Genomic DNA, 23241 nt, shown 5'->3' with positions numbered 1-23241 from the left:
GGTCAGTGTGACGCCTCCGGGTCGCGCAACACGCAGTCGCCGCACAGGCCTGCGCCGGGCGAGAGGTAGAACAGGCAGCAGCTGCGGCGCCGGAACGTGGACCCGGTCACCGTCGCGGCGCCTTCGAAGCGAGGCAGTTTCAGCATCGAACGCACCAAAGTCCGTCCAGTACAGACCAATTCGGAATCGGACAGGCCCATCACGGTGACAGCGCCGTTGGCGGCCGACATCAGATTTCCCCACATCACAGTGGTTGACAGTGCCGTCACTGCCTGCAACCGGTCGACGATCGGGGCCAGCACCGACGTCACCAGCGACGCGTCGATGAACTCGGCGGCGGCCCGAGAGTCGAGGGTGTCGTGCCACTGCGGGGCGGCTGCCCCGAAGTGCACCGCGTGACCGGCGGTGCGCCAACGCAGCACGTCCGCGGTCAGCGACGGGACGCCTGCGCCGACGGCGAACGCGCCGATGACCGGCGAGAGGAGCCGCGATGCCGTCGACAGGTGCAACGAGGATGCGGCGACCCGCGCCGGCACCGCCGCGGGTTCGACATCCGCATAGATGGCGATGGCTCGGCGGGTTTCGGCCACCAGGCCGCGCCACACGGCGTCGTCATCGAGCTCGGCCATCGGCCGCCACGCCGCACCGTGCGGTTCGGTGAGCGTGAAGTACTCGCCCAGCCGCTGGACTCGCGGCGGGAACGGTCGGCGGCCCATGGGTCGATCACGGTAGACGAAAACTGCAACGTCGGTGCAACGTGACGGGAGCCACACTGGGTCAATGGACGAATCTGCCATGCACGAACCCGACCTCGATCCTGCCGTGGACTATCCGTTGAGCGTCAATCGCGGCGATCTGCTGCGCACCCCGACCGGAAAGCCGATCGACGCGATCACGATGTCCGCTGTCGTCGCAGGCGAGATCGAGGCCGCGGACCTTCGGATCTCGCCGGAGACGCTCCGGCTGCAGGCTCAGATCTCGGAGAAGTCCGGGCGAGTGCAGCTCGGGTCCAACTTGCGCCGGGCGGCCGAGATGACGGCGATCTCGGACGAGCGGGTCCTGCAGATCTACAACGCATTGCGGCCGAACGCGTCGACGAAGGAGGAGCTCGAGGCGATCGCCGACGAGCTCTCCTCGCAGTATGGGGCCGAACTTCTGGCCGAGCTGGTACGCGAGGCGGCCGACGTCTATGAGCGCCGCGACATCCTGGCCACGAGCGAATAGGAGAGACAGAGGTAATGACTGCCGCAGAAGCGCCCCAGCGGTCTTCGACCGAGGGCACCCGCCGGTCCCTTCGCACCGAGGCGCTGGAGAGCCGACCGGTCAATCTCGACGGGTTCGTCGAGGAGTGGCCCGAAGTCGGGATGGTGGCCCTCGACAGCGCGTTCGATCCGAAGCCGAGCGTCCGCGTCGAGAACGGCGTGATCGTCGAGATGGACGGGATTGCCCGCGCCGACTTCGACTTCATCGACCAATTCATCGCCGACAAGGCCATCGACATCGAGACCACCGAGTCGTCGATGGCCATCCCGGCCGTCCAGATCGCCCGGATGCTGGTCGACCCCAACGTCTCTCGGGCCGAGGTCATCGACATCACCCGCGGGCTCACCGCAGCCAAGCTGCTCGAGGTCGCCAAGACGATGAACATCGTCGAGATCATGATGGGCATGCAGAAGATGCGCGCCCGGCGCACGCCCGCCAACCAGGCGCACTGCACCAGCGCCCGCGACAATCCGTTGCAGGTCGTCTGCGAGGCGGCCGAGGCTGCGATCCGCGGGTTCGCGGAGGTGGAGACGACCCTCGGCGTGGTGCGGTACGCGCCCCTGGTCGCGATGGCGCTGCAGATCGGCGGCCAGGTCAACCCCGGCGGACCGATGACGCAATGCGCGCTGGAAGAGGCCACCGAGCTGGAGCTCGGCATGCGCGGCATCACCGGGTATGCGGAGACGATCTCGGTGTACGGCACCGAACCCGTCTTCGTCGACGGTGACGACACGCCCTGGTCGAAGGCGTTCCTGGCCGCGGCGTACGCGTCGCGGGGCATCAAGATGCGGTTCACCTCCGGTACCGGATCCGAGGTGCAGATGGGCAATGCGCAGGGAAAGTCCATGCTTTATCTGGAGATTCGCTGCATCATGGTGACGAAGGGGGCCGGCGTCCAAGGGCTGCAGAACGGCTCCATCTCCTGCATCGGGGTGCCCGGAGCGGTGCCTGCAGGCATCAGGGCCGTAGCGGCCGAGAACATGATCGCGTCCGCACTGGATCTGGAATGCGCTTCGGGTAACGACCAGTCGTTCTCGCACTCGCCGATGCGCCGGACGGCGCGCCTGATGCCCCAGATGATGCCGGGGACGGACTTCGTCTGTTCCGGCTATTCGGCAACACCGAACTACGACAACATGTTCGCCGGATCCAATGTCGACAGTGACGACTTCGACGACTTCAACACGATCCAGCGTGACTTGCAGATCGACGGCGGCCTGCGGCATGTCAGGGAGGCTGAGATCCTCGAAGTGCGCACGAAGGCGGCCAAGGCGCTGCAGGCGGTCTTCGAGTATCTGGATCTGCCCGCGATCACCGATGCCGAGATCGATGCGGCGGTGTACGCCAACGGATCCCGCGATCTGATCCCGCGCGACGTGCTGGAAGATCTCAAGGGCGCCCAGCAGGTCATGGACCGCGGCATCACGGGTCTGGACCTGGTCAAGGCGCTGGATGCGACGGGCTTCTCGGACATGGCGTCGAATCTGTTGTCGGTGCTGCGGCAACGTGTTTCCGGTGACATGCTGCAGACCTCGGCGATCATGACACCCGACTTTACGCCGCTGTCGGCGGTCAACGACGACAACGATTATCTCGGGCCAGGCACCGGCTATCGCCCGTCGGGCAAGCGCTGGGAAGAGATGAAGCGGCTGCGGCACGTGACCAGTGCGTCGAATCCGGAAGAAGAGGTGGAATGAGCGTGGCGACGACAGAGACCGAGCAGCGGACGGTCACGTTCGACGAAGTCGGACCCGCCGAGCGGGGATCGCGGTCCGACGAGGTCGTGATCGGGGTGTCGCCCGCGTTCGCCGACTTCTTCAGCCAGACGATTGTCAACGTGTCGCACGGCGAGGTGTTGCGGCAGATTCTGGCGGGCATCGAAGAGCAGGAGGTGGCGACGCGCATCGTGCGGGTGCGGCACAGTTCGGACCTCGCGGTGGTGGCCCACACGGCGGCAAAACTGTCCGGGTCGGGGATCGGTATCGGCATCCTGTCCCGCGGCACGTCGATGATCCATCAGCGCGACCTGCCCCGGCTGTCGAGCTTGGAATTGTTCCCGCAGTGCCCCCTGCTCACGTTGGAGACCTACCGCAGCATCGGCTCCAATGCCGCGCAGTATGCGAAAGGCGATTCGCCGCAACCGGTTCCGACACTCAACGACCAGATGGCCCGTCCGCGGTGGCAGGCGAAGGCGGCGCTGCTGCACCTCAAGGAGACCGAGCAGATCGTCAAGGGCGCGAAGCCGCTTGAAGTGAAAGCCGTGTTCTCCTGACGGTGCCGACCGGGCAACGGATCGTCGTCGGGGTCGACATCGGCAACTCGACGACGGAAGCCAGTGTCGCGCGGGTCGATTCGGACGGATCGGTCCACTACATCGGTGTCGCGCTGACCCACACGACGGGCATCAAAGGGACCGTCAAGAACGTCGATGGGGTCCTCAAAGCGGTTACGCGGGCGCTCGAGGACGCCCGCGTCGCACTCTCGGACTTGGACGTCGTCCTGCTGAACGAGGCGACCCCGGTCATCAGCGGCCTGGCCATGGAGACGATCACCGAGACCATCATCACCGAGTCGACGATGATCGGGCACGACCCCAGGACGCCGGGCGGGCGCGGCCTCGGTGTCGGCGTGATCGTCGACTTCGCGTCGCTGCCCGAACCGGCTGCCGCGGAACCCGTGATCGTCCTGGTGCCCAAGGGCATCGACTTCGAGGACGCCGCCGCCGGAATCGAGGCCGCGGTAGGTCGCGGTGTGGAGGTGGCGGCCGCGATCCTCGGCAACGACGACGCCGTCCTGGTGTCGAACCGTCTGAGTACGCGGATCCCGATCATCGACGAGGTCTCGCGCATCGACGCCGTCCCGAGGGGCATGCTCGCCGCCGTCGAAGTGGCTGCTCCTGGGCAGTCCATCCGCACGCTGTCGAACGCCTATGGGCTTGCCACGATCTTCGGACTCGACGCCGACCAGACCAGAGTGGTGTCTCCCGTGGCGCGGGCCCTGACGGGCAACCGGTCGGCGGTCGTCGTGCGCACGCCGTCCGGCGACGTCGCCGATCGCGCGATCCCGGCGGGTTCACTGGAGCTCACCGGTCCGAATCGTGCTGTCTCGGTGGATGTCTCGCGAGGCGCGGGCGACATCATGGCCGAGGTCGAGCGCGTCGGGCCGTTGATCGACGTCATCGGCGAGTCCGGGACCAACGCAGGCGGGATGATCGCGAACGTCCGCCAGAACATGGCCGACCTGTCCAAACACGAGATCCGCGACGTCAAGATCACCGACCTGCTCGCCATCGACACGCGGGTGCCGCAAGAGGTGCGCGGCGGCGTGGCGGGCGAGGTCGCGCTGGAGAACGCGGTGGCGCTCGCGGCGATGGTGCGGACCAGGGAGAGCGGCATGCAGGCGGTCGCCGACGCCATCGCCGAACGCCTGCGGATCGCCGGCGCCGAGCGCGTGAGCGCCGTCGTCGGCGGGGTGGAGGCCGAGATGGCGGTGCGCGGCGCGCTCACCACGCCCGGCACCGACCGTCCGCTGGTGGTGCTCGACATGGGCGGCGGCTCCACCGACGCCGCGGTGATCGGCACCGACGGCGCGATCGACGCCATCCACCTGGCAGGTGCGGGAGACCTCGTCACGAAGCTCATCGACACCGAACTCGGGCTGGAGAACCGTGAACTCGCCGAGGAGATCAAGCGGTGTCCACTGGGGAAGGCTGAGAGCTTCTTCCACATCCGGCTGGAGAACGGGACAGCGCAGTTTTTCGAGACGCCGCTGCCGCCCACCGCGTTCGCGCGGGTCGTGACTCTGTCCGATCGCGGGGCCGGCGACGCATCGATGAATCCGATCCCCACCCGGCACTCGCTCGATCAGATCCGCGACGTGCGCCGCACCGCCAAGGAACGGGTGTTCGTCGTCAACGCCCTGCGCGCGCTGCGCAGCATCGCCCCGGCGGCAGATCTGCGCCGGATCGGTTTCGTCGTGCTGTTGGGAGGGTGCGCGTTGGACTTCGAGATCCCGCAACTCATCGCCGACGCCGTGGCGCCCTACGGAATCGTCTGCGGAACCGGCAACGTGCGGGGCACCGAGGGACCTCGCAACGCCGTCGCATCCGGCCTGGTCGAGTCGTTCGCCTCGGGTGGGCCCCGGCCCGATGAGCACCGTGCTTGAGGGCGGCCAGCCGGAGCGGCCCGCGATCCAGGTGCGCAGCGCGGTCGGCTCCGACATCGAGCGGGAAGTCCTCGCAGGCATCGAGGAAGAAGGTGTGCCGTACGTCGTCACGCGTCCCCGCACCGCCGGTTCCGCCGACGACCTGGCTCGCGAAGCAGCCCAGCGGTCGAGCCTCGACGTCGGGGTCGGTATCGATGCCCAAGGCCGGGTCAGCGTCGCCCACGAGTTGCTGCGCGAGCCGGTGGCGGGGCTGGTGTCGAACGGCGCGGCGACGACGTCGTTTGCCCGCAGCGCGGGGCACAACGCGGCGCGAATCGTGTGCGGTATCCCGCTGCGGCTCTGATCGGGGCTCTGACGTGCGCACACGCCCTACAGCGCAGACATCCACTACCGTTTCCTGTGAGTGTGCGCGTCGTAAGGAGTCACCGCTGCCTCGACCGGTGTTCAACGCAGTCTCTCGTCACCGCCTGCCTCAGAAGCAGGTGCGTGCGTTGCATGACCTTGTCGTGGCCGGCCAGGTGGATCCGACCGAACTCGTCAAGACTCCACTGCCCGGTGTCATCGCGGACAGCTGGCGGCGCAGCCTCGGCAGGGGAGTCGACCCGGACCGGCAAGGCCCGCGGTCGGCAACCGACGACGTGCTGGAGATCCTGCGCCGGGACAACCCGCTGACCGCCGCGATGCCGATGATCCGGCGGCTGCTGGTCGACGATGCCACCGATTCCGGCTTCATGGTTGCCGTCACCGATGCCCGCGGAACGCTGCTGTGGGTCGAAGGCCACCGCCGGGCCATCCGCAAGGCCGAAGACATGAACTTTCTGCCCGGCGCCGACTGGAGCGAACGCAGCGCAGGCACCAATGCGCCCGGGACCGCGCTGGTCCTCGGACGCGAAGTACAGATCCGCAGGTGGGAACACTTCTCCCGGGTGGCGCAGCCGTGGAGTTGCACGGCTGCGCCGGTACTCGACCCGACCACGGGCGTGGTGCTCGGCGCTATCGATCTGACGGGTCATTCGTCGGCGGCGACGCCGCAGACCTTGGCCCTCGTCCGCGCCACCGCGGACGCGGTGGGCAAGTACATCGCGTTGCAGAGGCTGACCGAGGCGCCCACCGACCCCGTGATTGACGACGTGGGTGCGCGGCTGACCGTGCTGGGGGCCGAGCGTGCCACCTGGACGGCCCGTGACGCGGCCGGAGTGATGCGAACCCGTACGTTGGCGCCGCGTCACGCCGACATTCTTGTGCTGCTGACCCGGCATCCCGAAGGGCTGTCCGCCGACCATCTCGCCGTCCTGCTCGACAGCGAGGACCTCGACGTGGTGACGGTGCGTGCCGAGGTGACCCGACTGCGGCGAGCGATCGGCGCCCGCTACGTGGGTTCCAAGCCGTATCGCCTGCTCGAACCCGTCACCAGCGATCTCGACGTCGTGCTGCGGTTCCTCGAAAAGGGAGATGTCGGTACGGCGCTGGATCACTACGCCGGCCCTCTGCTGCCCCATTCGACGGCTCCGGGAATCGTCCGGTTGCGCGTCGAGTCGAGATCCACCGTGCACGGGGCCGCTGTCGCCGCCGCAGACCCGGAACTGCTGGCGCGGCTGGCCCGAGTGTCCGCGTTTTGACCCGCGCAGATATCCGCGCGTAAGCTGCGTCTTTGGCGTGCGCTGGCTTGCCGGAACCTGGGGTCCCTGCCGGTCGCCGAGGCAGTTCCTTCAGCACACGCCGGACCGGCCCCCGGGTCAACCCGGGATCCAACACCGAGGGTCAAACCTCCGAAAAGATAGGTAGCGCTGTGTCTACGTACACGCCGAAGGCGGGTGACACCACACGCTCGTGGTACGTCATCGACGCCACCGACGTGGTGCTCGGCCGGCTCGCCGTCGAAGCAGCCAAGTTGCTGCGCGGCAAGCACAAGCCGACGTTCACGCCGAATGTCGACGGTGGCGATTTCGTCATCATCATCAACGCCGAGAAGGTCGCCGTCAGCGGCGACAAGCTCACCACCAAATTTGCTTACAGCCACTCGGGATATCCCGGCGGTCTGCGCAAGCGCACCATCGGTGAGCTGCTGCAGAAGCATCCGACGCGCGTCGTCGAGAATGCGATCGTCGGCATGCTCCCGCACACCAAGCTGTCGCGCCAGGTGCAGAAGAAGCTCAAGGTCTACGCCGGCCCCGAGCATCCGCACACCGCGCAGCAGCCGGTTCCGTTCGAGATCAAGCAGGTGGCGCAATGAGCGAAACTGACATCACCGACGTCGAGGGCACCGAGGCGCCCGAAGCCGTCGAGACCGTCGAGGCCGACACCTACGCCGAGGCCGAGGCCTCGCGCGAGCCGGTCATCATCGACCGCCCGATCCAGACCGTCGGCCGCCGCAAGGAAGCCGTCGTGCGCGTGCGCCTGGTGCCCGGCACCGGCCAATTCCACCTCGACGGCCGCACGTTGGAGAACTACTTCCCCAACAAGGTGCACCAGCAGCTCATCAAGGCTCCGCTGGTGACCGTGGACCGCCTCGAGCAGTTCGACATCTACGCCCACCTCGACGGTGGCGGCCCGTCGGGCCAGGCCGGCGCACTGCGTCTGGCGATCGCCCGTGCGCTGATCCTGGTGCAGCCGGAGGACCGGCCCGCACTCAAGCGCGCCGGGTTCCTCACGCGTGACCCGCGTGCCATCGAGCGCAAGAAGTACGGCCTCAAGAAGGCGCGCAAGGCGCCTCAGTACAGCAAGCGCTGATACGACCTATCGCAGACGCCCGGTCTGCTCGCACTGCGAGCGGCCGGGCGTCTGTCTGTCCCGGTGCGCGGGCCGGCACATGTGGCCTGTCCCACAACGCCATCTCAGGAAAATCGTGTGGCCGCCTGCTCTGGGCGGACAACGAAATAGTTAATTAGCCGTAGGTGCCTTCCCGCTTTCCCGGCGGCAGCCGATTTGAATTACGCCGTCGGGCTGGGCAACGCTCGATCCGAAGCCAGGACGCCTCCGGGTGTCGGCAGGCCGTTCCTGCCTCATGGCTTCGTGACTGCAAAGGAGTGATTGATGAGCTTCGTCAAGAACGCCGCAGCGGGTGCTGTCCTCGGTGGATCGCTGCTTTTCACCGCCGGACTCGGAATGGCGCAGGCGCAGCCTGTGGACGCTCCGGATGGTCTCGTGAATCTTTCGGTCGGTGATGTGACGCTGCTGGAGGGCGTGACCGCCGACACCGCCGCGACCGCGGCGAGCGCGCTGTGCACCCAGGTGCCGGCAGACGTGGATGCGCTCGTGACGCAGGTTGACGGCGAGGGCACGCCGCAGACGCTGTGCTCGGGTCTGCCCGGCGGTGACCTGGTGGTCGCCCAGAACGCCGCGATGACGGCGCCCGCTCCGGCCGCGCCCGCCCCGGCCCCTGTGGCGGAAGCGCCCGCCGGTGGCGCCGAGCTCGAAACCGGTAGCGGCGAGGGCCTCGGGGCTCCCGAGGGCACCGGTGAAGCAGATGGCGGCACCGTGCCGCTGCCCAGCGACGCCGGATAGTCAAGGCCGCACTCACCGCCCGCATCCACGCCCGGGTGCGGGCGGTGAGCCGTTTTCCGGGCGACAGGGGCGATAATTCACGCGGGGGCGAGCAATTCGCCCGCGAGCCCCCACGTGTGAGAGGTTGTCACGATGGCTCGACTGTTCGGCACCGACGGAGTACGCGGTGTCGCCAACCAGGAACTATCCGCCGAATTGGCGATGGCTCTGGGTTCGGCGGCGGCCCGTCGGCTCGGCAGACCGGGCGAGACCCGTCGCCGTGTCGCGGTGGTGGGACGTGACCCTCGGGCCAGCGGTGAAATGCTCGAAGCCGCCGTCATCGCCGGGATAGCCAGCGAAGGCGTGGACACGCTGCGGGTCGGGATTCTGCCGACACCCGCGGTGGCGTACCTGACCGGGGCGTACGACGCCGACTTCGGCGTCATGATCTCCGCCTCGCACAACCCGATGCCCGACAACGGCATCAAGATCTTCGGGCCCGGTGGGCACAAGCTCGACGACGACACCGAGGACCGCATCGAGGAGCTGGTCCAGCAGGGCCCCGGACACCGTCCGACCGGCGCGGGCATCGGCCGCGTCGTCAGCGCCGACGACGCGCTCGAACGCTATCTCCGCCATGTCGGGAAAGCAGCCACCACGCGGCTCGACGCATTGACCGTCGTCGTCGATTGCGCGCACGGCGCCGCCTCGGTCGCTGGTCCGCTGGCCTACCGCGCCGCCGGCGCCAACGTCATCCCCATCCATGCCGACCCCGACGGCCTCAACATCAACGACGGCTGCGGGTCGACGCACATGGAGAAACTGCGCGCCGCGGTCGTCTCCTACGGTGCCGACCTGGGACTCGCCCACGACGGCGACGCCGACCGCTGCCTCGCCGTGGACGCGCAGGGACGCGTCATCGACGGCGACGCGATCATGGTCGTCCTCGCGCTGGCGATGAAGGAATCCGGCGAACTGTCGTCCGACACCCTGGTCACCACGGTGATGAGCAACATGGGCCTGCATCTGGCGATGCGGTCAGCCGGCATCGACATCCGCACCACCGGCGTCGGTGACCGCTACGTGCTCGAGGAACTCCGAGCGGGCGACTTCGCGCTCGGCGGCGAGCAATCCGGCCACATCGTGCTGCCGAATTTCGGGACCACCGGCGACGGCATCGTGACCGGTCTGCGGCTGATGGCGCGCATGGCACAGACCGGTCGCAGCCTGGCGAACCTGGCGGAACCCATGCACACACTTCCGCAGGTACTCATCAACGTCCAGGTCGCCGACAAGGCGACGGTCGCCGATGCGCCGTCGGTGCGCGACGCGGTCGCCCAGGTCGAGGAAGAGCTCGGCGACACCGGCCGAATCCTGTTGCGGCCATCGGGAACCGAGCAGGTGGTCCGCGTCATGGTCGAGGCGGCCGACGAGGACACGGCCCGGCAGATGGCGGTGCGCGTCGCAGAGTCGGTCAGCGCCGAAAGCTGATTCGAGGGAACCGGGCACCCTTCGCCTGCGTCCTATCTCATATGGGAACCGCAGTGGCTCGCGTCGATACGTCCGCAATGCGCGCGATGGCGCAGGAATACGCGGCGGCAGCAGCCACCGTCGCCGAGTCCGAGCGTGAACATCTGTCCGCCTTCGACTTCGGCGGCGCCTCCGCAGGTCGTGCGTATGCCGGCCGCGGAGATGCCCTGCGGGCCTCGCTGTTCGAGGTGGCATCGTCGCTGCGGCAGTGGTCGCGCGCGGCGGCTGAGATCGCCGCGGTGCTCACCGTCTCCGCCGATCGTTACGAGGACGCCGACGCCGCGGCCTCGGGTCGGTTGGGGTAGCTCGGATGGCCGAAATCTACGATGTCGCTTCACGATTGGCGCAGGGGCGTCCCGCGGTGGACACGGTGCAGGGCTACGTGTGGGCCTGCCATCAGCTTGGCTTCGCGCATCAGGACCTGACGCTCAACCCGTCTCAGGTGGGCGACTGGTATGGCACCGAAGAGGGGATGGATCTGGCTGCGTTGCAGCGGGGTTGTCTTGCCCTCGAGGCTGCGGTCAGGTCGTCGCAGGATGCGCTCGCCCTGCAGGAGCGTCAGCTCGCCCGGCTGCCTGCGGTGTGGCAGGGCGTCGGCGGGCAGGCCGCGCGCGATTTCCTGAGGCGACACGGTGATGCCTCGGTCGGTGTTGCTGCGGCGGTCCAGACAGCGGCGGAGGCCTTGGGCTCGCTGCGCGAGGAGTTGTGGCGCGCCGTTTGCGCGAAGGTCGACGCGGTCGTCGCGATCGAGGGCCGCGCCGCAGGAGCGCGCGATGAATGGACGGCGGCTGCACGCACTGTGACGACGGGAGTGGGAGATCGGGCCGCGGCCAGCGAACTGGTCGACCAAGCCGTGAAACCGTTCGTGCACAAAGCCATCGGGTCGGAGTGGCTGACGGCGATGCAGACGGCTGTCGCATCGGTGACCGCCGCCTACGACCGGGCGATCACCGAGATCGAGGCGGAGCCGTCGCGTGTGTTCGAGGTACCCGGTGATTTCGGACCCGGGTGGGCGCCGCCCCCCGCGTCAGAGCCGGAGTGCGACGACGAGCCCCGCTGCCCACCGGCCACCGCCGCGGCTCCTGCGCCGGCTGCCCCAGCCCCGGCGCCGGCTGCCGCAGCCCCGGCCGCCACGGCGCCGGCCTCCTGGGCGCCGGTCGCCCCGACGCCAGCGACATTTCCGGCTACCGAACCTGTCGCGCCTCCAGCCCCCGCCGCGCCTCCCGTGCCGGCGTTGGGCTCGATGGGCTCGGGGATGCCCGACCTCGGCGGCGGCCTCTCGGGCCTCGGTCAGCAGTTCGCGGATTCGCTGAGTGGACTGCTCGGCGGGGGCATCGGAGGAGACGTTCCCGAACCGCCGGAGCTTGAGCTCGACGAACCCGAGCTCGACGAACCCGAGCCGGAGGACGCCGACGACGAGTACGAGGCCGACGAAGAGGACGAGGCCGACGAAGGGGACGAGGAGCCCGAATTCGAGCCACCCCAGCCCGTCGACGAGCCGGTCGTGGCAGGCGAGGCAGAGCCGGTCGAGGAGGCTTGCGAACCCCCCGTCGAACCGGTCGCGGCGCCGGCTCCCGAGCCCGCGCCGCCCCCGGCGGAACCGCTGCCGCCCGCCGAACCTGCCGTCGCCGAGCAGACGCCGTGCGAGATCGCGGCTGACGAAGTGCCGCAGATCGGGGAGCCCAGCACCAGTCCGGAGTAGCGTCACGCGACGTGAGGCTGCGAATCCCGGAAGCGGTGGTGCTGTTCGTGCTGGGCGGCATCGCCGCGCTGATCGGCGATCACAGCCACGTCGCCACGGGCACCACCGTCTACTACACCGACGCGGTGCCGTTCGTCTGGAGCAGTCCGTTCTGGTTCCCGTTGCTCGTCGGCGCGGCCACCGTGTCGCTGGCCGAATTGCGGCTGCACCTGCCCGCGATCCGCGCCGACGTCACGGCCAGGCAGGCTCTGGCGGGGGTGGCGACCGTCGTCGGCATGTACGTGACGACGGCGCTGCTGCACGGCGCGCCCGTCGTGCCCGCGACCGCGCTGATCGTCGTCACCGCTGTCATCACCTGGTGTGTGCTCGGGGACGGCCCCGGCGTCCTCTGCGGGGCGGCCATCGCCGTCGTCGGCCCCGCCGTCGAGATCGGGCTTGTCGAGGTCGGGGTCTTCGCTTACAACGCCGGCTCGGACGGACTGTTCGGCGTCGGGCCGTTCCTGGTCCCGTTGTACTTCGCGTTCGGTGTCGTCGTGGCGCTGCTCGGCGAACTCGCGGTCGCACGGCGGCCCGCGGTCGCGACGCCGGTCTGCGACACGATCAGCCGCGTGCCAGGTGCCGGCTGATCACCAGTCGCTGAATCTGGTTGGTGCCTTCGAAGATCTGGGTGATCTTCGCTTCGCGCATGTACCGCTCGACGCGATAGTCGCGCGTGTAGCCCGCGCCGCCGAACACCTGGACGGCGTCGGTGGTGACCTTCATCGCCGCATCGGTGGCGACGAGCTTGGCGACTGACGCCTGCCGTGAATAGGGCAGCCCCGCATCGCGGCGGCGTGCCGCGTCGAGGTAGGTCGCCCGGGCCGAATCCACGGCGGCAGCCATGTCGGCGAGGAGGAACGCCAGGCCTTGATGATCGATGATCCTGCGGCCGAACGTGGTTCGCTCCTGGCTGTAGTTCACGGCGTCATCCAGGGCGGCCTGCGCCAGCCCTACGGCGACAGCCGCAATCCCCAGCCGTCCGGAATCCAGCGCACTGAATGCGATCTGGAGGCCCTGCCCCTCCGCTCCGATCAGCCGCTCGGCGTCGAGGAAGGCGTCGTCGTAGTGTGCGGCGGTCGTCGGCACCGCGTGCAGGCCCATCTTCTCCTCGGGCTTGCCGAATGTCAGCCCAGGGGTGTCGCCGGCCACCAGGAAGCACGAAATGCCCTGTGAGCCTTCGCCGGTGCGGGCGAACAGGTTGTAGAAGTCGGCGACCCCGCCGTGGGTGATCCACGCCTTGGACCCGGTGACGCGGTAGCCGCCGTCGACGGCCCTTGCCCTGCAGGCCAGCGCCGCGGCGTCTGATCCCGCCTGCGGCTCGGACAAGCTGTAGGCGCCGACGGTCGATCCGCCCAGCATGTCGGGAAGCCAGCGCCGCCGCTGCTCGTCGGTTCCGAAGCTGAAGAGCGGATGGCACGACAGGCTGTGCACGCTGACCGCCACGGCCACAGCCGCCCAGCGCGCTGCGAGCTCTTCGAGCACCTGCAGATACACCTCGTAGGGCTGACCGCCGCCGCCCCACTCCTCGGGATACGGCAGGCTCAGCAGCCCGGCTTCGCCCAGCGTGGCGAACACGCCCTCGGGATAGGTCTCGTCTTTCTCGTGCTGATCGACGATCGGCGCCAGCGCCTTGTCTGCGATCTGGCGGGCCAGGTCGACCAATTCGCGGGCCTCGTCGGTCGGAAGGAGTCGATCCACAGCCATACGCAGGACAGTACTACAGGACATCTGACAGTACTCTAAGGCGGTGACCAAGCCCGCTTTCGCGACCGCGCGGCAGACAGAGCTGTTCGACGCGCTCGTTGCTCTCTTCCTGGCCGAGGGCTTCGCGCATCTGACCCTGGACGAGATCGCCGCGCGCCTGCGCTGCTCGAAGTCGACGCTTTACACGCTGGCTGGCAGCAAAGAACAGCTGGTCCAGGCGGCGACGGTGCACTTCTTCCGCAGCGCGACCGAGACCGTCGAGGCGCGCGTCGATGCCGTCGTGGGCGCCCGGGCCCGTATCGCCGCCTACCTCGAAGCTGTCGGCGCGGCCCTGGATCCGGCGTCGGACCAGTTCATGGCCGACCTGGACGCCTTCGCCCCTGCGCGCGCGATCTACGAGAAGAACACCCGCATCGCCGCGCGACGCGTCCGGGAACTGATCGCCGACGGCGTCGCGGCGGGAGAGTTTCGCGACGTGCACGCGGCATTCGCCGCCGAGCTGGTGGCGACGGTGATGGTGCGCATCCAGCAGCGCGCGGTGCGCGACAACACCGGTTTGGACGACGCCGCCGCCTATCGCGAGCTGGCCGCGATCCTCACCGGCGGCATAGAAGTGTGACGAACTGTGACGAAAATCCCGATCGCACCCGTCCGTCGCGGAGGCGGCGCCGAATAGGACCCATGGCGGAACACTATGACGTGGCAATTTCCGGGGGAGGGCCCGCGGGCTCGGCGGCCGCATGGAAGGCGGTGCGGACGGGGGCGCGGGTGATTTTGCTGGACAAGGCCGAATTCCCGCGCGACAAGCCCTGCGGGGACGGCCTGACCCCGCGTGCGGTCAGCTTCATGCAGAAGATGGGCCTGGCCGACGAGGTCGCGAAGTTCCACCGGCTCAACCGGGCGACGATCTACAGCCCCACGGAGTGGGAGCTGTCCTTCCCGCGGCGCCCGGGCATGCCGGATCACGGGCACGGAATCCGCCGCACGCAGCTGGACACCATGCTTCTCAAGCATGCCGAGGCCGCTGGTGCCGAGGTCCGGCAGGGCGCCGAGGTCACCGGGGCCTCGGTCGACGACAGCGGTCGGGTGAACGGCCTGACGCTCAAGAGCGGCGAGGTCATCCGCGCGGACGCGGTGATCGCTGCGGACGGGACGTACTCACCGGTGCGGCGTTCGCTGAAGTTGACGTCGAAATACAACGGCTACTCGGCGATCGCGATCCGTGCCGAGATGTCGGCAAACAGGCCCGATTCCGATTCGCTGGACATCCACCTCAAGATCTCTCACCAGGGTCAGCAGCTCCCCGGTTACGGCTGGGTCTTCCCGCTCGGGGACGGCCGGGTCAACATCGGCGTCGGCTATGTCAACAGCTACAAGCGCTGGCACGACATCAACGCCGCCCGACTGCTCGGTGACTTCATGGACGGACTGCCCCGCGACTGGAATCTGCCCGCGGTCTCCGAACTGCAGAGCTCCAAGGCGCTGCAGGCATGGCGGTTGCCGATGGGCTTCACGGCGTGGCCGCCGTGGCGGCCCGGAGTGTTGTTCGCGGGCGATGCGATGGGCGCCGCCCGGCCGGTCTCGGGTGCGGGCATCTCGAAGGCCCTGCAGTCGGGGCTGGCGGCGGGGGAGTGCGCGGTCGCCGCGCTGACCAATGGCGGGCCCGACGACTTCACGAACTACCAGCAGCAGGTCGACGGGATCTGGGGCAGGGAGTACCGGCGCGGCCGGATGTTCCACCGCCTCGTCGGCGTCCCAGCGCTGACGACGGCGGGCCTGAAGGTGCTCGACAACCTCAGCAATCCGAAAGTCCGTGCGCGCCTGTTGTTCTGGGAGGACACGCTGTCCGGTAGTTGACCGGTCAGTGGGTGATGTCGAACGCCGCGATCACCTTCGTCGGGGTCACGCGGACCACCAGCTCGCCCGGGACGCCGTTACGGCGGCCGAACTCGTCGGCGCGGTCGGCGCCCATGTAGCGACCGCCGATCCGGGTCGCGGTGTCCAGCAGTTCGGCGGGGTCCTCGCTGAACGAAACCGTGCCCTGGATCTGGACGAACGAGAAGGGCGGCTGCTCGTCGTCGACGCAGATCGCCACGCGCGGATCACGCGACAGCGCACGGCCTTTGGCCGTATCGGCACCGGTATTGAACACCAGTTGCCCGCCGTCGACGACGAACCACACGGGTGCGATGAGCGGTCTGCCGTCTTTGGCCAAGTACCCCAGCTTCGCGGTACGTGTCCCGTGCGAGAGGAAGGCGATGACGTCTTCGGTCAGCTCCGTCATACCAGCGACTGTAGTTGCTCCACGAATTTCACCGTTTCGCGACGATCGGTGGCCAGCGGGTGCACCAGCATCGTCGTGACGCCGGCCTCGGCGTACGCGGCCAGGCGTTCCTTGACGAATCCGGCCGGGCCGACCAGGGACACCTGCCGCACCAGCTCGTCGGGCACGGCCTCGACGGCCTCGGCCTTCTTGCCGGCGAGGTAGAGGTCCTGGATGTGGTCGGCTACCTCACCGAACCCGTACCGGGTGGCGAGGTTGTGATAGAAGTTCTTGCCCCGGGCGCCCATGCCGCCGATGTAGAGCGCCAATTGCGGCTTGGCCCAAGCCAATCGGTCATCGACATCGTCGCCGATCGCGAGGCTCGCGCTGACCATCACGTCGAGCGGACCCAGCTTCGGGTCGCGACGGGAGGCGCCGGCGCGCAGGGCGTCGCCCCAGACGTCGTCGGCCTTCTCCGGGTAGAAGAACACCGGCTGCCAGCCCTCGGCGATCTCGGCGGTCAGCTCCACGTTCTTCGGGCCCAGCGCGGCAATGGTGATCGGGATCTGTTCGCGCACAGGGTGGTTGATGAGCTTCAGCGGCTTCCCGAGGCCCGTGCCGCGGTCTGCCGGCAACGGCAGCTGGTAGTGCTTGCCCTCGTAGCTCAGACGTTCGCGCCGCCACACCTGCCTGCAGATCTCCACCACTTCGCGGGTACGGCCCAGCGGCGCGTCGAACGGGACCCCGTGGAAACCCTCCACGACCTGCGGACCGGAGGTGCCCAGGCCCAGCCGGAACCGGCCGTCGGACACATAGTCGATGCCCGCGGCGGTCATCGCCATCAACGCGGGGGTGCGGGTGTAGATCGGCACGACGCCGGTGCCGAGTTCGATGCGCGAGGTCCTGGCGGCCAGGAATCCCAGTTGGCTCACCGCGTCGTAGGAGTACGCCTCGGCCACCAGGGCGACGTCGACGCCGAGTTTCTCGCACTCGACGACTTCGTCGACCGCTTCGAGGAACCCGCCCGCATAACTGAGGAAAATCCCGGTCCGCATGCGTCAGGTATACACGCCCAACCGGTTGGTTGGGAAGTTTCGAGCCAGGGCTCCCGCAGCGTCAGGGCTTCAGCAGAGCGACGACTTTGTTCTCCAGCGAGACGGGGTCGTCGGCGAACGGATCGACGCGCGGCGCCTTCGGCAGTTCGGCGTCGGCATCGGTGAAGTCGCCATACGTCTTGTCGGCGGTCAGCAGGTGCAGCAGATAGCCCGTCATCAGCGCGCGCACGATCTTCTGCGTGCCCTTGTCGGCGCCGGGCAGGCCGACGACCTTGGCGAGGCTGCGTCCCTCGACCAGACCGCCCGACTTGGTCCCCGACGTTGCGCGCAGCGTTGCGGATTTCCACGCTCGGGCCAGTTCCACGGCATTGGAGCGCAGGGTCATGGGATCGCCGGGATCGGTCAGGATGAGGCCGGGAACCGTCAGCCCCGCCGCGGGAGCCTCGGCGGGCGGGCTGGAGATCGTCGGATACGCCGCAACCACTGCTTTCGGCTTGACCGGCAGCCCGGCCGCGGCGAACACCGCGGCCGACCCGCCGAACCCGTGGCCGGCGATGCCCAGCTTGTCGGGGTGCACGCTGATGTCCCCCTGGCCGAGCCGTACCCCGGTGATGATGTCGAGCGTGGTGCCCAGGTCGTAGGCGAAATTGAGCACCGACGGCGCGAGACCGGTCTCGGTGTTGGGCGCCGCGGCGACGATGCCCCAGGATGCGAGGTGCTCCAGCGTTCCGTGATAGCGGTCCGCCGATGTGATCCAATCGTGGGCGAACGCCACGCCGGGCAGATTCTTGCCCTCCGCGGGTGTGTAGACGACGCCCGGTTGGCCGGCAAAGGCCAGGTCACCGCGCAGAACTCGGTGCGGTCCGCGACGGGTCAACGCCGCAAAGAGCTTCTTCGTGCTGGCCACCTGATGACCGTAGCCCAACCGGGTCCGGGGCGTCTTCTGCCGTACCCTGGATGGCTATGTGTGGAATCGTCGGCTATGTCGGGCAGCGTCCTGCCTGCGACATCGTCGTCGACGCGCTACGTCGCATGGAGTACCGAGGTTACGACTCCTCCGGCGTCGCGCTGCTCGACGGACATGGCGGGCTGACCGTCCGCCGCAAAGCAGGCAGGCTGGCCAACCTGGAAGCGGCTCTGGCCGAGGCGGGCGCGGAGAGCCCCGCAGGCGCCACCGGCCTCGGGCACACCCGGTGGGCGACCCATGGCAGGCCCACCGACCGCAATGCCCATCCGCACCGCGACGCGTCCGGCAAGGTCGCCGTCGTCCACAACGGCATCATCGAGAACTTCGCGGCCCTGCGTGCCGAACTGGAGGCCGCCGGCGTCGAATTCGCGAGCGACACCGACACCGAGGTGGCCGTGCACATGGTCGCCCTCGCCTATGCCGAAGGCCCGACCGCGGGCGACTTCGCGGCGTCGGTGTTCGCCGTGCTGCCTCGCTTGGAAGGGCACTTCACGCTGGTCTTCGCCCATGCCGACGATCCAGGGACGATCGTCGCGGCCCGCCGGTCCACCCCGCTCGTGCTCGGCGTCGGCGACGGGGAGATGTTCATCGGCTCCGACGTCGCCGCATTCATCGAGCACACCCGCGACGCCGTCGAACTGGGGCAGGACCAGGCCGTGGTCGTCACCGCGAACGGCTACCGGGTGACGGACTTCCGCGGTGCCGACACTCGCGACTACCGGCCTTTCCACATCGACTGGGATCTGTCCGCCGCCGAAAAGGGTGGCTACGAGTACTTCATGCTCAAGGAGATCGCCGAGCAGCCCGCAGCCGTCTCCGACACTCTGCTGGGCCATTTCGACGGCGAGCGCATCGTGCTCGACGAGCAGCGCCTGTCCGACCAGGAGCTGCGCGACATCGACAAGGTCTTCGTGGTCGCCTGTGGCACCGCCTACCACTCCGGGCTGCTGGCCAAATACGCGATCGAACACTGGACGCGGCTGCCTGTCGAGGTCGAGCTGGCCAGCGAGTTCCGTTATCGCGACCCGGTTCTCGACAGTCATACGCTCGTCGTCGCGATCTCGCAGTCAGGAGAGACCGCCGACACCCTGGAGGCGGTGCGACACGCGAAGGAGCAGAAGGCCAAGGTGCTGGCCATCTGCAACACCAACGGCAGCCAGATCCCGCGCGAATGCGATGCGGTGCTCTACACGCGCGCCGGGCCGGAGATCGGCGTCGCCTCGACCAAGACGTTCCTGGCCCAGGTGGCGGCGAATTACCTTGTCGGCCTTGCCCTCGCGCAGGCGCGCGGCACCAAGTATCCGGACGAGGTCGCCCGCGAGTACCACGATCTGGAGGCCATGCCGGATCTGATCTCCCGTGTGCTGGCGACGTCCGAACCCGTCGTGCAACTGGCCAAGCAGTTCGCGGCGTCGCAGACGGTGCTGTTCCTCGGCCGCCACGTGGGCTATCCGGTGGCGCTCGAAGGGGCGCTGAAACTCAAGGAATTGGCGTACATGCACGCCGAGGGTTTCGCAGCCGGTGAGCTCAAGCACGGACCGATCGCGCTGATCGAGGACGATCTGCCGGTCATCGTCGTGATGCCGTCGCCGAAAAACTCGGCCACGCTGCATTCGAAGCTGCTGTCGAACATCCGCGAGATCCAGGCTCGCGGTGCGGTGACCATCGTGATCGCCGAGGAGGGTGACGAGACGGTGCGGCCCTACGCCGATCACCTGATCGAGATCCCGGCGGTGTCAACGCTTTTCCAGCCCCTGCTGTCGACGATCCCGATGCAGCTGTTCTCCGCGGGCGTGGCCCAGGCGCGGGGCTACGACGTCGACAAGCCGCGCAACCTGGCGAAGTCGGTCACTGTCGAATAGCGCACGGGTCGGCCGCTTCCGTAGCGACGCGGCTCGCACCCGCTTCGTCGCGGCGTATCGCGCGGCCATGGAGGCGCTTCCGGCTGTCGACGAGACATACGACGTGCCAACAAGTTTCGGTACGGTGCGGGTCTACCGTTTCGACGGGCCCGGTGGGCGGCCGGTGGTGCTGCTCCCCGGCCGCAACGCCTCGACGCCGATGTGGGCCGACAACCTTCCGGGTCTGCTCGCGCATCGCACCGTGTTCGCCGCGGATCTCCTGGGGGAACCGGGTCTGTCGGTGCAGCAGCGTCCCATCGCAGGGGCCGAGGACCAGGCGCAGTGGTTCGGCGAGATGCTCGACGGGCTCGCCCTGGGCGGGCCGCATCTGATGGGGGTGTCGTTCGGGGGTTGGGCGGCCGCGAACTTCGCCGTGCGCAGGCCGGGAAGGGCGTCGTCGCTGACCCTGCTGGATCCCGCGATGACCTTTGCGCCCATCGCTTTTCGAATGCTGCTGGCATCGATACCGATGGGCGTGCCCGGCGCACCGGAGCGCTACCGGCGATGGGTGCTGCGCTGGATTTCCGGCGGCGCCGAGCTCGATGAATACGATCCGGTTGCGGCGCTGATCGATTCGGGCACCCGCGACTACGTGCTGCGTCAGCCTGTGCCTGCGCGATTCACCGACGATCAGTTGCGCTCGCTCGACGTGCCGGTACTGGCGTTGCTGGCGGGACGCAGTGTCATTCATGATGCGCGACGGGCAGCTGAGACTGCGCGGAAGTTGTTGCCGCGCGGGCGGGTCGAAGTGTGGCCGGAGGCGTCACATGCGATCAGCGGGGAGTATCCCACCGAGATCGCCGCGGGTGCGAGCACGTTCTGGTCGGAATTTTCGCCGGGTTGATAACGCTTTCGGTTTCGTAAGCGATAAATAAGGAAACGAACCGCTGTGCAGCAGCGGCCGCCGAGCGGCTGTAGATGCCGGTTCCAGCAGCGTGGACCAGGTTTTCGCACGAATTGTGCCGTGCTGCCCAAAGACCACCCCGGGGGATGGCGATGATTTCGACTGGACAGGCGCGAAGTGGCAGATTCACTGTCACGCCGCGCCGCGATGAGGACGTCCTGGTGCTGCACGTTTCCGGCGACCTGGACGTTCTGACCGCCCCCACTTTGGGGACCCACCTCGATGTGGCTTTCGCCAGTTCACCGCCGGTGTTGATCGTCGACATCACCGACGTGAGCTTCCTGTCATCAGCCGGGATCTCTTTGCTCGTGGAAACACATCGGCTGACCGAGCGCGGGGGGATCTCCCTGCGCGTCGTGGCCGATGGCCCCGCGACCAGCCGTCCCCTGCGCATGATGCGCATCGACGAGGTGATCGACCTGTACCCGACGTTGTCGGAGGCCAGAGACGGACGGCAGCCGTAGTCAGCTCTTCGCGGACTGCTGATACAGCGCGAGCTTCCACCCGTCGGGTGTGCGGCAGTAGACCGACGACATCGCGCCGACGAACGGTTCGCCTTCGCCGTCACGCCAGCCTGTCCCGGTGTGGACGAGCGCAGCCGTGTCGCCGCTGAGCTCGATCAGCCGGACGTCGGTGATCTCGTAGCGCGCCCACGGCGGTGATTGACCGAGCGCCGCGACGACCGTCGCCCGGTCCATCACCATCCCGTTCGCCAGCACCATCACCGCATCGTCGGTCATCAGGGCGCCGTAGAACGCGTCACCGCTGCCGTCGCACAGTGACCGCCATCCGGCGTGTTCGAGTTCCAGCAGGTCGTCGGCGATCATGAGAACCAGGTACCCACGTACCGTGGGTCTGATGCGGTACTTCTACAGCGCCGACGCGATCCGCGATGCGGAAGCCCCGCTGCTCGCGTCGCTGCCCGAAGGAAAACTGATGCGGCGCGCGGCGTTCGGGCTGGCCACCGCGATCGCCGAGGAGCTGGGTTCGGTTCCCGGCAAGACGGTCTGCGCGGTCGTCGGCTCCGGTGACAACGGCGGTGACGCGTTGTGGGCGGCAACCTTCCTGCGCAGGCGCGGCGCCCGTGCCGTCGCGATCCTGCTGAAGCCCGAAAAGACCCATCGTGCAGGCCTTCAGGCGTTCCTGCGCGCCGGTGGTCGCATCGTCGAAACCGTGCCGTCGGCAACAGATCTGGTGATCGACGGGGTCGTCGGCATCTCCGGCTCCGGACCGCTGCGTCCCGATGCCGCCGCGATCTTCGAGGCCAACACGGCTCCCGTCGTCGCCGTCGATCTGCCCAGCGGTGTCGACGCAGGAACCGGAGCCACCGACGGCCCCCATGTCACACCCGCCCTCACCGTGACGTTCGGCGGCTACAAACCCGTCCACGCGCTGGGGGAGTGCGGCCGCGTCGAACTCGTCGACATCGGCCTCGACCTGGCGCCCAGCGACATCAGGTCGCTCGACGCCGTTGATGTGGCGCAGCGCTGGCCGGTACCGGGACCCAAGGACGACAAATACACCCAGGGTGTCACCGGCGTGATGGCCGGTTCTGCGACCTACCCGGGTGCCGCCATCCTCTGCACGGGCGCGGCCGTCGCCGCCACGTCCGGCATGGTGCGTTACGCGGGAACCGCGGCGGCCGAGGTGGTTTCGCACTGGCCCGAGGTCATCGCCACATCCGGTTACGCGACGGCGGGGCGGGTGCAGGCGTGGGTCATCGGTCCGGGGCTCGGCACCGACGAGAGCGCCGCGGCGGCCCTGGTGTTCGCGCTCGAGACCGACCTTCCGGTCATCGTCGACGCTGATGGCCTGACGATCCTGGCCGCGCACCCCGAGCTCGTCGCAGGACGCCAGGCACCCACGGTGCTGACACCGCACGCGGGAGAATTCACGCGTCTGGCGGGCGCTTCGCCGGGCGACGACCGCATCGCGGACACCCGCAGGCTCGCCGACCGGCTCGGTGTCACGGTGCTGTTGAAGGGCAATGTCACCGTCGTCGCCGAACCCGGCGCAGGTCCGGTCCATCTCAACGTGGCGGGCAACTCCTGGGCAGCCACCGCGGGTTCTGGAGACGTGCTCTCCGGCGTCATCGGCGCCCTGCTGGCTGCGGGCCTTCCGCCCGGCGAGGCCGCCGCGGCGGCCGCCTATGTCCACGCGCGCGCCGCCGATCTGTCCGCCGGGGACCCGGGGCCGGCGCCTGCGCCGACATCCGCCTCCCGGATCCTCGCGCATCTACGGACGGCACTGGCTTCGATCCTCTAGA

Annotated in this window: 25 protein-coding genes; 19 read left to right on the top strand and 6 right to left on the bottom strand. The window is 68.4% G+C overall.

The window, feature by feature from the left end; all coding sequences use genetic code 11:
* Positions 1-2 precede the first annotated feature (2 nt).
* A complete protein-coding gene (locus ACAG24_RS08050) occupies positions 3-716 on the bottom strand; it encodes a (2Fe-2S)-binding protein (protein WP_370472330.1) in 714 nt (237 codons plus the stop codon).
* A 64-nt stretch (positions 717-780) separates the two neighbouring features.
* Here ACAG24_RS08050 and ACAG24_RS08045 point away from each other — a divergent pair, with 64 nt between their 5' ends.
* From ACAG24_RS08045 to ACAG24_RS07985, 13 genes are all read left to right on the top strand, one after another.
* Positions 781-1224 carry a diol dehydratase small subunit gene (locus tag ACAG24_RS08045; protein WP_370472331.1) on the top strand — a complete coding sequence of 148 codons (444 nt, stop codon included), beginning with the start codon at positions 781-783 and terminating at the stop codon, positions 1222-1224.
* Between the two features lie 14 nt (positions 1225-1238).
* Entirely contained in the window at positions 1239-2960 is a 1722-nt protein-coding gene (locus tag ACAG24_RS08040; RefSeq protein ID WP_370472332.1) for a propanediol/glycerol family dehydratase large subunit, read from the top strand.
* A gap of 2 nt (positions 2961-2962) precedes the next feature.
* On the top strand, positions 2963-3535 hold the full coding sequence (locus tag ACAG24_RS08035; RefSeq protein WP_370472333.1) for a propanediol/glycerol family dehydratase medium subunit: 573 nt from the start codon (positions 2963-2965) through the stop codon (positions 3533-3535).
* 2 nt (positions 3536-3537) lie between these two features.
* A complete protein-coding gene (locus ACAG24_RS08030) occupies positions 3538-5427 on the top strand; it encodes a diol dehydratase reactivase subunit alpha (protein WP_370472334.1) in 1890 nt (629 codons plus the stop codon).
* Positions 5411-5770: a glycerol dehydratase reactivase beta/small subunit family protein gene (locus tag ACAG24_RS08025; protein WP_370472335.1), complete on the top strand. Its 360-nt coding sequence runs from the start codon at positions 5411-5413 to the stop codon at positions 5768-5770. Before ACAG24_RS08030 ends, ACAG24_RS08025 begins: the two co-directional genes overlap by 17 nt.
* A gap of 139 nt (positions 5771-5909) precedes the next feature.
* Positions 5910-7046: a GAF domain-containing protein gene (locus ACAG24_RS08020; protein ID WP_370472336.1), complete on the top strand. Its 1137-nt coding sequence runs from the start codon at positions 5910-5912 to the stop codon at positions 7044-7046.
* A 170-nt stretch (positions 7047-7216) separates the two neighbouring features.
* Complete coding sequence (rplM, locus tag ACAG24_RS08015) at positions 7217-7660, top strand: 50S ribosomal protein L13 (protein ID WP_370472337.1); 444 nt, start codon at positions 7217-7219, stop codon at positions 7658-7660.
* Positions 7657-8157, top strand: coding sequence for a 30S ribosomal protein S9 (rpsI, locus tag ACAG24_RS08010; protein WP_370472338.1), 501 nt, complete (start codon positions 7657-7659; stop codon positions 8155-8157). The genes rplM and rpsI overlap by 4 nt, the downstream gene beginning before the upstream one ends.
* 303 nt (positions 8158-8460) lie before the next feature.
* Complete coding sequence (locus ACAG24_RS08005; RefSeq protein WP_370472339.1) at positions 8461-8931, top strand: hypothetical protein; 471 nt, start codon at positions 8461-8463, stop codon at positions 8929-8931.
* A gap of 132 nt (positions 8932-9063) precedes the next feature.
* Complete coding sequence (glmM, locus tag ACAG24_RS08000; protein ID WP_370472340.1) at positions 9064-10401, top strand: phosphoglucosamine mutase; 1338 nt, start codon at positions 9064-9066, stop codon at positions 10399-10401.
* A gap of 53 nt (positions 10402-10454) precedes the next feature.
* A complete protein-coding gene (locus ACAG24_RS07995) occupies positions 10455-10745 on the top strand; it encodes a DUF7162 family protein (RefSeq protein WP_370472341.1) in 291 nt (96 codons plus the stop codon).
* 5 nt (positions 10746-10750) lie between these two features.
* Complete coding sequence (locus ACAG24_RS07990; protein WP_370472342.1) at positions 10751-12142, top strand: hypothetical protein; 1392 nt, start codon at positions 10751-10753, stop codon at positions 12140-12142.
* Between the two features lie 11 nt (positions 12143-12153).
* Positions 12154-12768: a diacylglycerol-binding protein gene (locus ACAG24_RS07985; protein WP_370472343.1), complete on the top strand. Its 615-nt coding sequence runs from the start codon at positions 12154-12156 to the stop codon at positions 12766-12768.
* On the opposite strand, the gene ACAG24_RS07980 is transcribed toward ACAG24_RS07985, so the two are convergent.
* Positions 12743-13885 carry an acyl-CoA dehydrogenase family protein gene (locus ACAG24_RS07980; RefSeq protein WP_370472344.1) on the bottom strand — a complete coding sequence of 381 codons (1143 nt, stop codon included), beginning with the start codon at positions 13883-13885 and terminating at the stop codon, positions 12743-12745. The two genes, ACAG24_RS07985 and ACAG24_RS07980, sit on opposite strands and share 26 nt — an antisense overlap.
* A gap of 43 nt (positions 13886-13928) precedes the next feature.
* Here ACAG24_RS07980 and ACAG24_RS07975 point away from each other — a divergent pair, with 43 nt between their 5' ends.
* Together ACAG24_RS07975 and ACAG24_RS07970 are read left to right on the top strand one after the other, a co-directional pair.
* Complete coding sequence (locus ACAG24_RS07975) at positions 13929-14504, top strand: TetR/AcrR family transcriptional regulator (protein WP_370472345.1); 576 nt, start codon at positions 13929-13931, stop codon at positions 14502-14504.
* Between the two features lie 62 nt (positions 14505-14566).
* Entirely contained in the window at positions 14567-15742 is a 1176-nt protein-coding gene (locus ACAG24_RS07970) for an NAD(P)/FAD-dependent oxidoreductase (RefSeq protein ID WP_370472346.1), read from the top strand.
* Positions 15743-15746: 4 nt separating this feature from the next.
* On the opposite strand, the gene ACAG24_RS07965 is transcribed toward ACAG24_RS07970, so the two are convergent.
* The 3 genes from ACAG24_RS07965 to ACAG24_RS07955 all read right to left on the bottom strand — a co-directional run bounded on the left by ACAG24_RS07965 (position 15747) and on the right by ACAG24_RS07955 (position 18110).
* Entirely contained in the window at positions 15747-16169 is a 423-nt protein-coding gene (locus ACAG24_RS07965) for a PPOX class F420-dependent oxidoreductase (RefSeq protein WP_370472347.1), read from the bottom strand.
* Entirely contained in the window at positions 16166-17203 is a 1038-nt protein-coding gene (locus tag ACAG24_RS07960; RefSeq protein WP_370472348.1) for an LLM class F420-dependent oxidoreductase, read from the bottom strand. Before ACAG24_RS07960 ends, ACAG24_RS07965 begins: the two co-directional genes overlap by 4 nt.
* Before the next feature lie 61 nt (positions 17204-17264).
* Complete coding sequence (locus ACAG24_RS07955) at positions 17265-18110, bottom strand: dienelactone hydrolase family protein (RefSeq protein ID WP_370472349.1); 846 nt, start codon at positions 18108-18110, stop codon at positions 17265-17267.
* Between the two features lie 56 nt (positions 18111-18166).
* On the opposite strand from ACAG24_RS07955, the gene glmS reads away from it, so the two are divergent.
* The 3 genes from glmS to ACAG24_RS07940 all read left to right on the top strand — a co-directional run bounded on the left by glmS (position 18167) and on the right by ACAG24_RS07940 (position 21439).
* Positions 18167-20032 (top strand): glutamine--fructose-6-phosphate transaminase (isomerizing), encoded by a 1866-nt coding sequence (glmS, locus tag ACAG24_RS07950; protein WP_370472644.1) that lies wholly within the window; start codon positions 18167-18169, stop codon positions 20030-20032.
* A 67-nt stretch (positions 20033-20099) separates the two neighbouring features.
* Entirely contained in the window at positions 20100-20915 is an 816-nt protein-coding gene (locus tag ACAG24_RS07945) for an alpha/beta fold hydrolase (RefSeq protein WP_370472350.1), read from the top strand.
* A gap of 146 nt (positions 20916-21061) precedes the next feature.
* Positions 21062-21439 carry an STAS domain-containing protein gene (locus ACAG24_RS07940; protein WP_374150768.1) on the top strand — a complete coding sequence of 126 codons (378 nt, stop codon included), beginning with the start codon at positions 21062-21064 and terminating at the stop codon, positions 21437-21439.
* Here ACAG24_RS07940 and ACAG24_RS07935 read toward each other — a convergent pair whose 3' ends face one another.
* On the bottom strand, positions 21440-21802 hold the full coding sequence (locus ACAG24_RS07935) for a nuclear transport factor 2 family protein (RefSeq protein WP_370472352.1): 363 nt from the start codon (positions 21800-21802) through the stop codon (positions 21440-21442).
* A gap of 31 nt (positions 21803-21833) precedes the next feature.
* Between ACAG24_RS07935 and ACAG24_RS07930 the strand changes: the two genes are divergently transcribed.
* Entirely contained in the window at positions 21834-23240 is a 1407-nt protein-coding gene (locus tag ACAG24_RS07930) for an NAD(P)H-hydrate dehydratase (RefSeq protein WP_370472353.1), read from the top strand.
* Position 23241 lies beyond the last annotated feature (1 nt).

It is taken from the genome of Mycobacterium bulgaricum, assembly GCF_041287165.2.
Lineage (GTDB): Bacteria > Actinomycetota > Actinomycetes > Mycobacteriales > Mycobacteriaceae > Mycobacterium > Mycobacterium bulgaricum.
This window is presented reverse-complemented; position numbering and strand designations above follow the sequence as displayed.